The organism is Martelella sp., from assembly GCF_984369615.1.
This window is the reverse complement of the sequence record NZ_CFHTCS010000187.1, coordinates 1-8,463: the sequence shown is the minus strand read 5'-3', so window position 1 is coordinate 8,463 and position 8,463 is coordinate 1. Positions and strand designations below refer to the sequence as shown.

The window sequence follows — 8,463 nt, the reverse complement described above, 5'->3', positions numbered from 1 at the left end:
GATTATCTCGGCATGGGCCAGTGTCCCACCGTGATCGCCGCCATGCAGGAGGCGATCGAGGCTTGCGGGGCAGGGGCCGGCGGCACCCGCAATATTTCCGGCACCAACTATTACCACGTGAAGCTCGAGGAAGAACTCGCGGACCTGCACGGCAAGGAAGCGGCGCTGATCTTCACCTCCGGCTATGTGTCCAACTGGGCGACGCTCGGCACGCTCGGCCAGAAGATCCCCGGCCTGATCATCTTCTCGGACGCGCTCAACCACGCCTCGATGATCGAGGGCATTCGCCACGGCAAGAGCGCCCGCGTCATCTTCAAGCACAACGACCTCAACGATCTGGAGGCCAAGCTGAAGGCGGCCGATCCGGACGCGCCGAAGCTGATCGCCTTCGAATCGGTCTACTCGATGGACGGCGATATCGCGCCGATCAGGGAAATCTGCGATCTCGCCGAAAAGTACGGCGCGATGACCTATCTGGACGAGGTTCACGCCGTCGGCATGTACGGTCCGCGCGGTGGCGGCGTTGCCGAGCGCGAGGGGCTGATGGACCGCCTGACGATCATCGAGGGCACGCTCGGCAAGGCATTCGGCGTCATGGGCGGCTATATCGCCGGATCTCAGGCCGTGGTCGATTTCGTCCGCTCCTTTGCCTCCGGCTTCATCTTCACCACGGCGCTGCCGCCGTCGCTGGCTGCGGGCGCGGTCGCCTCCATCCGCCACCTGAAGGTGAGCCAGATCGAGCGCGAACGTCACCGCGAACGCGTCGCCACGCTCCGTCGCAAGCTCGATGCGCAGGGCATCCCGCACATGGACAATGACAGCCATATCGTGCCGGTGATGGTGGGTGACGCCTCGAAGTGCAAGTGGATCTCCGATATTCTGCTCGATGATTTCGGCATCTATGTCCAGCCGATCAACTATCCGACGGTGCCGCGCAAGACCGAGCGCCTGCGCTTCACGCCGACGCCGCTGCATACCGATCGGGACATGGACCATCTGGTGGCGGCGCTGCATTCGCTCTGGTCGCAATGTGCGCTGGCGCGCGCCGTCGCGTAATTGCTCTTCATCGGGAATTCACTTGACTCGGGCCGCGGCTTTCCGGATCAAACAGGCAATGCTGTTTATGGTCCGGAGGGCTTTTCATGGAACTTTCGCACCGCGTTGACGCGGCCATTGACCGCGCGATCGATGAGGCGCGCATCGTCGGAACCGTGGTCATGGTCTGGCGGAACGGCGCGCCGGTTTATGAACGCGCCGCAGGCTTTGCCGACCGGGAGGCGGGGAAACCCGTGTCCCTCGACACGATTTTCCGCTACGCTTCCGTCACCAAGCCCTTCGTTGCCGCCGCGGCGCTGGCGATGGCCGATGCCGGAAAGATCTCGCTCGACGATCATGTCAGCGACCGCCTGCCGTGGTTCCACCCCCCGGGCCCCGACGGCCGGCAGGCCGAGATCACCATACGTCAGCTTCTGACGCATACGGCCGGTCTCACCTATCGCCCCGGCGCCGGCATTCTTTCGGTTCATGATTCCATCACGGTCGGCATCGAGAACACCGAGCTGACGCTCGAGGACAATTTCTCCCGCCACAACACCGTTCCGCTGGCCTACAAGCCCGGAACCGCCTGGGAGTACTCGATCGCGATCGACATTCTCGGCGCCGTGCTTGCGCAGGCGGAGGGCAGCTCGGTCGAGGAAGCGCTGAACCGGTATGTTCTGCGGCCACTCGGCATTTCCGACACCACCTTCTGCGTGACCGACCGCGATCGCGTTGCCGTTCCCTATTTCAATGCCGACCCCGTTCCCCAGCCCATGGGCGAGCCGCAACGCGTTGCCTTTGCGCCCGACCGGATCTACACCTTCTCGCCGGCGCGGATCTTCAACCCCCACGCCTTCCAGGGCGGCGGCGGCGGCATGGCGGGAACCGCCGGCGACGTGATCCGGCTTCTCGAGATGGTTCGCAAGGGCGGCGACGGCGTGCTGAAGGCGGAGACCGTTCAGGCCGCGATCCGCAACCAGATCGGCGATCTCAATGTCCGTCCGGGCGTGAAGTTCGGCTTTCTCGGCGCCGTCACGGAAGATGCCGCGCTCGACAATTCGCCCCTGCCGGACGGCGCGGTCTCCTGGGGCGGGGTTTACGGCAACCGCTGGTGTTTCGACCCCGAAACCGGCACGGTTGCCGTCGCCATGACCAATACCGCGCCCGAGGGGTGCGACGGCGCATTTCCCTTCGATGTCTGGCGGGCGGTCTTCGACAGGTGATCCGAGGAAAGGCGTCCGGCGTAATTCATCCCGTGAAGGGAGAGAATGATGCAGGCAACCGTCATGACCAGCCTTGCCGAGCGCTATCATGCGCTCGTCATCGGCGCTTCCGGCGGCATCGGCAAAGCCGTGTGCGCGGCGATCGAGGCGGATCCGCGCTGCGGCGGCCTCGAAACGCTGTCGCGGCGCGCGGACGGCCTGGAGATCGCCGACGAGGCGTCCGTGGCCGAAGCGGCACAGCGCTTCTCCGGTCAGTCGTTCGACCTCATTGTCTGCGCCACAGGGGCGCTGCATATTGACGGCGCGGGTCCGGAAAAGACCATCAGGGCGCTCGACGCCGAGGTCATGGCACGGCAGTTTTCCGTCAACGCCATCGGCCCGGCGCTTCTGCTCAAACACTTTCTGCCGCTGATGACACGTGACCGGAGGGCCATCTTCGCCTGCCTTTCCGCGCGCGTCGGCTCGATCGGCGACAACCATATCGGCGGCTGGATGTCCTACCGTGCATCGAAAGCCGCGCTGAACCAGATCCTGCGCACCGCCGCAATCGAGGCGCGGCGTAAAAACCCTCTGCTTTCGCTTGCCGCCCTTCATCCGGGCACGGTGGCGACGCCGCTTTCCGAACCCTATGCCGGCAACAATCGCCGGGTCGCGGCTGAAGAGGCCGCCGGAAACATGCTCTCGGCGCTGAACGGCATCGCCGAGGGAGAGACCGGGATATTCCTCGCCTATGACGGCAGCCGCATCGAATGGTAGGCCTTACGCCCTGACGAGGCCTGCGGCCCTGCGGCGGGCCTCCGCATCGGCAGCGTAGATGTCGTCGATACCGGCGGCGGCGGGCAGGTGCGAGAGGCTGTCCATCACCGTCTCCGTGATTTCCGCCATCTCCAGAAAGCCGCAGCGCCCTTCGATAAAGGCTTCCAGCGCCACTTCCTTGGCGCCGTTCAAGACTGCGCCCTGAAGCCCGCCGCGCGCCATGGCGAGCCGCGCCAGGCGAAGGGCGGGGAACCGGCTCTCGTCAGGGGCCTCGAAATCGAGCCGGGCGAGCCTGGCAAAATCGAGCCTCTCGACCGAAAGCGAGGGCCGCTCCGGATAAGACAACGCATAGCCGATCGCCGTGCGCATGTCCGGCGCGCCGAGCTGGGCCAGCACCGAGCCATCGGCATAGCCGACCATGGAATGGATGATCGACTGCGGATGGACGATCACCTCCACCTGTTCCGGTCTCAGCGCGAAGAGATGCATGGCCTCGATCATTTCGAGCGCCTTGTTGAACATCGAGGCGCTGTCGATCGAGATTTTCAGGCCCATCGACCAGTTGGGATGGGCGCGCGCCGTCGCCGCATCGACATGGCGCATTTCCTCAAGGCTCTTTGTGCGGAACGGGCCGCCGGATGCGGTTATGATCACCCGTTCCAGCGCCCGGCGCTGGTTCTCCTCGAACACCTGGAAGACGGCGGAATGTTCACTGTCGACAGGCACCATCGTGCCGCCGCCCGCGGCAATCGCCTCCATGAACAGCGGACCGGCGGAAACGAGACATTCCTTGTTGGCAAGGGCAATGTCGGCGCCGGCCTTCGCGGCCTCCAGCGTCGGCTTCAGCCCGGCGGTGCCGACGATTGCCGCCATCACCATGTCATTGTCCATGCGCGCGGCCTCGGAAAGCCCGCTTGTCCCGGCGGCAGGCGTGACGCCCGATCCGGACAAGGCTTCCTTCAGCGCCTTGTAGCGGCTCTCGTCGGCGGTGACGGCCATTCGCGCGCCGTGATCGATCGCCTTTTTCGCCAAAGCCTCGACATTGGCATTGCCGGTAACCGCGGTCAGTTCGAAAGTATCGCGCCCGCCGAGCTGTTCGATCACGTCGAGCGTATTAAGCCCGATCGACCCGGTCGCGCCGAAAATGGCGATGCGTCGCGTAGACATGCGTTTTATGCCGTTTCCTCGTTATTTCTGAACTAGCCTCTAGCGGTTTTTCATCGCCGGCGACAGGGAAAAGAACATGTACAGACCGATCCCGAACTTGGCATCGCAAAGGGGTTGGCACTGGAAATGAGCGGCACGAGGGACTATCAAGTGGTACGGACTTTCGCGAGCGGCCTGCCGTTCGCCCGGAAAATGAGCAAGGGAGCGCGAAATGGCTGATAACATAAGGCGCATCGGGGTTGTCGGCGCCGGCGCCATGGGCTGCGGTGTCGCCCATGTCTGCGCGGTCGCCGGTTATGACGTGCACCTGATCGACAGCGAGCGCGAGCAGATCGAGCGCGCGCTGGCGACGATCAACGGCAATCTCGCCCGCCAGGTCAACTCCGGAAAGATCACGGACGAGGATCGCAAGAAGGCGCTGGCGCTGATCAGCGGCTCGACGGACCTGCAGGACCTCGCCTCCGTCGACATGGCGATCGAGGCGATCACCGAGGATGAGGCGGCCAAGCGCGCGCTCTACGCGAAAATCTGCCCGATCCTGAAGCCGGAAGCGCTGCTCGCGACCAATACATCGGCCTTTTCCATTACCCGTCTTGCGGCCGCGACCGACCGGCCGGAACGCTTCATGGGCGTGCACTTCATGAACCCGGTTCCGGTGATGGAACTGGTCGAGCTGGTGCGCGGCATTGCCACCGAGGAGGTGACGTTCGAAACGGCGAAGGAATTCGTCCGTTCGCTCGGCAAGACGCCGACGGTCTCGGAGGATTTCCCGGCGTTCATCGTCAATCGCATTCTCCTGCCGATGATCAATGAGGCGATCTATGTGCTCTATGAGGGGGTCGGTTCGGTGGACGCGATCGACGTCGCCATGAAGCTCGGCGCGCGCCACCCGATGGGACCGCTGGAACTTGCCGATTTCATCGGCCTCGACACCTGCCTTGCCGGCATGCAACTGCTGCATGAAGGGTTGGCCGACAACAAGTACCGGCCGTGCCCGCTGCTCGTCAAATATGTAGATGCGGGCTGGCTCGGCCGCAAATCGGGCCGGGGCTTCTACGACTATCGCGGCGAGGAACCCGTGCCGACGCGGTGATCCGTCGCCTTTTCGAGGCCTGAGGCGGGCGTGCAGCAATCCCTGTCGCCGGAAAGCTCCTGAAGGATCGGGCAGTCGGGACGGTGGTCGCCGTGGCAGGTTTCGGCGAGGTGCTGCAGCGTCGCCTTCAGGCTCGCGAGCCTCTCGAGCTTGGCGTCGATCTCGGTGATCTTGGAAAGCGCCAGCGCCTTGACCTCGGCGCTTTCTCGGGCGTCGTCGTCATAAAGCGACAGCAGCAGCCGGCATTCCTCGACAGAGAAGCCGAGGTCGCGCGAGCGGTGGATGAAGTTCAGCCGGTGCACATGGTTGCCGGAATAATCCCGGTAGCCGTTGGGCGCACGGTCGGCGACGACGAGGCCGATTTCCTCGTAGTAACGGATTGTCTTGGGCGGCAGGCCCGATTGCCGTGCGGCTTCGCCGATATTCATCAGCTCTCTCCTGCTCTCTGTTTTCCATAATCTGATGCTGCCATCAGGATTCTTCAAGCCTCGTGATGTTGCACCCGGCCGCGTCCCCATGGCATGAACAGCCTCCCTGCGGAAAACGGAGAATGGATCATGGACGTCACCGGTGGCTGTTTTTGCGGCAATGTGCGATTTTCGGCGAGCATCGATCCCGAGGCCGTCGTTGTCTGCCACTGCAACCAGTGCCAGCGGCTCTCCGGTTCGCCCTATCGCGTCTCTGTTCTTGTGGCGCAAGAAGATGTCCAGATTTCGAGCGGTGTCCTCAGGGAGTACTGGAAGATGGCCGAAAGCGGTGCCAAGCGCGCCCAGGCCTTTTGCGAAACCTGCGGAGGACCGGTGTTTTCCAGAGGCGAGGGAGAGGCTGCCGGCGACTGGGCCTTGCGCTGGGGCCTGATCGACCAGCGCGCCGAACTGCCGCCAAAACGGCAGATCTGGTGCGAGGAGGCAGCGCCGTGGGTCAACGAACTTGCGATGCTGCCGGGCGCGGCGCGGGAGTAGCCTCACCCTTTTTCCAGCGCGGTCCGCACCATCGCAGAAAGATCCTCGTCGCCGTGGCCCTCCGCGATGCAGGTCCGGTAGCTCTCGACTGCCGCCTTGATCGCGGGCGTTTCGACGCCGAAGTTTTCAGCCACTTCGGCGAAAAGCGTCGCATCCTTGAGCGCGCCTTTTGCCGGAAAGCCGATGCTCTTGTCCTCGCCCAGAATGCGCGGCGCGCGGAATTTGAGCGCCGGCGAGCCGCCGGGACTGGTCAACAGCACGTCGAGCATGGTCTCGACCGAAAGGCCGGCCTTCTTGCCGGTCAGGAGCGCTTCCTTCAGCACTTCCCAATAGCCGCAGAGCATCATGTTGTTGACGATCTTGGCGGCAGCACCCGCCCCCAGCGAGCCGGTGTGGTGGATCCGGTCGGAAAGCGCTTCTGCGACCGGAAGGTAGCGCTTGTAGTCGATCGTGGCGCCGCCGACATAGACGCCCGCCGTGCCCTCGCGCACGAGTTCCGGGCCGCCGGAGATCGGCGCGTCGATGGCGCTGCCGCCCTTGGCCTTGATCTTTTCGGAAAAGCGCCGCAGCGTGTCCGGCCGCACCGTCGATGTCTCGACCACGAGCTTGCCCGGCAGCGAGGTTTCGACAAGCTTCGACAGCACCGAGTCCACCGCTCCGTCATTGATCAGGGAGGTGATGATGATGTCGGACTTGAAGGCGAGCGAGGCGAGGTTGAGGGCGATCTCGGCGCGGTTCCTGTCCGCGAATTCATCCGTCACGCCGCTGCGCGACCAAAGCACGAGGCGGAACCCTTTTGCCGCGAGCCGGTCGGCGATCGCGCTTCCCATCCGGCCGATGCCGCAAATGCCGATGACTTCCTTCTCGCTCATCGTCTCACGCCGCCTTCGCCTGGTGATATTCCTTGATCGCGATCATCCTGATCTCCGGCGCGCGTTCGCTCTCATAGTTCAGCGAGAAACCGTCCTGGGCCAAGAACACCGGATCGCCGTCGAGGTCGCGGGCGATGTCGCCGCGATGCGAGGAGACGAATTTGTCGAGATCTGCGGGCTTTTCCGCCGAAATCCAGCGGCAAATCGAAAAACGCGCCATCTCGAAGGAGACCGGCAGGCCGTATTCCGCCTTCAGCCGCTCCTTCAGGACGTCGAGTTGCAGCGCGCCGACCACGCCGACGATCGCGGGAGAACCGTCTTCCGGGGTGAAGAGCTGCACGACGCCTTCCTCGGCCATCTGCTGCAGGGCCTCCTTCAGCTTCTTCGCCTTCATGGCGTCTTCAAGCCTGACGCGGCGGAGAATTTCCGGCGCGAAGTTCGGCACGCCCTGGAAGACGAGCTGTTCGCCGTCGGTCAGCGTATCGCCGATCCTGAGCGCGCCGTGGTTCGGGATGCCGACGACATCGCCGGCATAGGCCGTGTCGGCAAGCTGGCGCTGCGAGGCGAAGAAGAATTGCGGCGCCGTCAGCCCCATCTGCTTGCCGGTGCGCGAGAGCCGCGCCTTCATGCCGCGCTTCAGTTCGCCCGAGCAGACGCGCACGAAAGCAATGCGGTCGCGGTGGTTGGGGTCCATATTTGCCTGGATCTTGAAGACGAAGGCGCTCATCTTCGGGTCGGTGGCTTCCACGGTTCTGACATCGGCGACCTGCGCGCGCGGCGGCGGGCCAAATTCGGACAGCGCGTGAATGAGATCGCGCACGCCGTTGTTCCTGAGCGCCGAGCCGAAATAGACCGGCGTCATATGGCCCTCGAGAAAGGCCTCGCGCGAAAACGCCGGATAGCCGTCAATGGCGAGCTCGGCCATTTCCGCCCAGTCCTGGCGTTCATGTTCCGGCAGCTTTTCGGCCACCACTTCCGGGCCGTTGACCTTGGTGAGGTGCCGTTCGCCATCGCCGTAGCGCACGGCGCTGTCGCGCAGGTGGTAGGTGCCGCAGAACGTTTTGCCCTGGCCGATCGGCCAGGTCATCGGCACGGGATCGAGCGCCAGCTTTTCCGCCACTTCGTCGATGATCTCGAACGTGTCGCGGGCCTCGCGGTCCATCTTGTTGACGAAGGTGATGATCGGGATGTCGCGCATGCGGCAGACTTCGAAGAGCTTCAGCGTGCGCGGCTCGATGCCCTTGGCCGCGTCGATCACCATGATGGCCGCATCCACCGCTGTCAGCGTGCGGTAGGTGTCATCGGCGAAGTCTTCATGGCCGGGCGTGTCGAGCAGGTTGAAGACCGTGTCC

At 64.1% G+C, this 8,463-nt stretch carries 9 protein-coding genes; 5 read left to right on the top strand and 4 right to left on the bottom strand.

The genetic code is table 11. From position 1 onward, the window contains the following. The 3 genes from hemA to AC5DC2_RS14710 form a co-directional block, all read left to right on the top strand. The coding region (gene hemA, locus AC5DC2_RS14720; protein WP_491699012.1) for a 5-aminolevulinate synthase at positions 1 to 1,056 on the top strand (1,056 nt) is incomplete at its 5' end. Between the two features lie 86 nt (positions 1,057 to 1,142). Then, the gene (locus AC5DC2_RS14715) at positions 1,143 to 2,261 is read left to right on the top strand and encodes a serine hydrolase domain-containing protein (RefSeq protein WP_491699011.1); all 1,119 of its coding nucleotides are present in this window, start codon (positions 1,143 to 1,145) and stop codon (positions 2,259 to 2,261) included. A 45-nt stretch (positions 2,262 to 2,306) separates the two neighbouring features. Continuing rightward, entirely contained in the window at positions 2,307 to 3,017 is a 711-nt protein-coding gene (locus AC5DC2_RS14710) for an SDR family NAD(P)-dependent oxidoreductase (protein ID WP_491699010.1), read from the top strand. Between the two features lie 3 nt (positions 3,018 to 3,020). On the opposite strand, the gene dxr is transcribed toward AC5DC2_RS14710, so the two are convergent. Further along, on the bottom strand, positions 3,021 to 4,184 hold the full coding sequence (gene dxr, locus AC5DC2_RS14705) for a 1-deoxy-D-xylulose-5-phosphate reductoisomerase (RefSeq protein ID WP_491699009.1): 1,164 nt from the start codon (positions 4,182 to 4,184) through the stop codon (positions 3,021 to 3,023). 211 nt (positions 4,185 to 4,395) lie between these two features. Here dxr and AC5DC2_RS14700 point away from each other — a divergent pair, with 211 nt between their 5' ends. After that, complete coding sequence (locus AC5DC2_RS14700; protein WP_024708940.1) at positions 4,396 to 5,277, top strand: 3-hydroxybutyryl-CoA dehydrogenase; 882 nt, start codon at positions 4,396 to 4,398, stop codon at positions 5,275 to 5,277. Here the strand turns inward: AC5DC2_RS14700 and cueR are convergent. Beyond that, positions 5,244 to 5,705 (bottom strand): Cu(I)-responsive transcriptional regulator, encoded by a 462-nt coding sequence (cueR, locus tag AC5DC2_RS14695; RefSeq protein ID WP_491699008.1) that lies wholly within the window; start codon positions 5,703 to 5,705, stop codon positions 5,244 to 5,246. The genes AC5DC2_RS14700 and cueR overlap by 34 nt on opposite strands. A gap of 129 nt (positions 5,706 to 5,834) precedes the next feature. On the opposite strand from cueR, the gene AC5DC2_RS14690 reads away from it, so the two are divergent. Further along, positions 5,835 to 6,239 carry a GFA family protein gene (locus tag AC5DC2_RS14690; RefSeq protein ID WP_491699007.1) on the top strand — a complete coding sequence of 135 codons (405 nt, stop codon included), beginning with the start codon at positions 5,835 to 5,837 and terminating at the stop codon, positions 6,237 to 6,239. Positions 6,240 to 6,241: 2 nt separating this feature from the next. Here the strand turns inward: AC5DC2_RS14690 and AC5DC2_RS14685 are convergent, their stop codons facing one another. Both AC5DC2_RS14685 and AC5DC2_RS14680 read right to left on the bottom strand, forming a co-directional pair. Further along, on the bottom strand, positions 6,242 to 7,111 hold the full coding sequence (locus tag AC5DC2_RS14685) for an NAD(P)-dependent oxidoreductase (RefSeq protein ID WP_491699006.1): 870 nt from the start codon (positions 7,109 to 7,111) through the stop codon (positions 6,242 to 6,244). 4 nt (positions 7,112 to 7,115) lie between these two features. After that, on the bottom strand, positions 7,116 to 8,463 hold a 1,348-nt coding region (locus AC5DC2_RS14680), incomplete at its 5' end, for a peptide chain release factor 3 (RefSeq protein WP_491699005.1).

What these genes read in the sequence shown, in the direction of transcription:
- AC5DC2_RS14715 (WP_491699011.1), top strand. Translation starts at nt 1,143, where the DNA reads ATGGAACTTTCGCACCGCGTTGACGCGGCCATTGACCGCGCGATCGAT.
- AC5DC2_RS14710 (WP_491699010.1), top strand. Translation starts at nt 2,307, where the DNA reads ATGATGCAGGCAACCGTCATGACCAGCCTTGCCGAGCGCTATCATGCG.
- dxr (WP_491699009.1), bottom strand. Translation starts at nt 4,184, where the DNA reads ATGTCTACGCGACGCATCGCCATTTTCGGCGCGACCGGGTCGATCGGG.
- AC5DC2_RS14700 (WP_024708940.1), top strand. Translation starts at nt 4,396, where the DNA reads ATGGCTGATAACATAAGGCGCATCGGGGTTGTCGGCGCCGGCGCCATG.
- cueR (WP_491699008.1), bottom strand. Translation starts at nt 5,705, where the DNA reads ATGAATATCGGCGAAGCCGCACGGCAATCGGGCCTGCCGCCCAAGACA.
- AC5DC2_RS14690 (WP_491699007.1), top strand. Translation starts at nt 5,835, where the DNA reads ATGGACGTCACCGGTGGCTGTTTTTGCGGCAATGTGCGATTTTCGGCG.
- AC5DC2_RS14685 (WP_491699006.1), bottom strand. Translation starts at nt 7,111, where the DNA reads ATGAGCGAGAAGGAAGTCATCGGCATTTGCGGCATCGGCCGGATGGGA.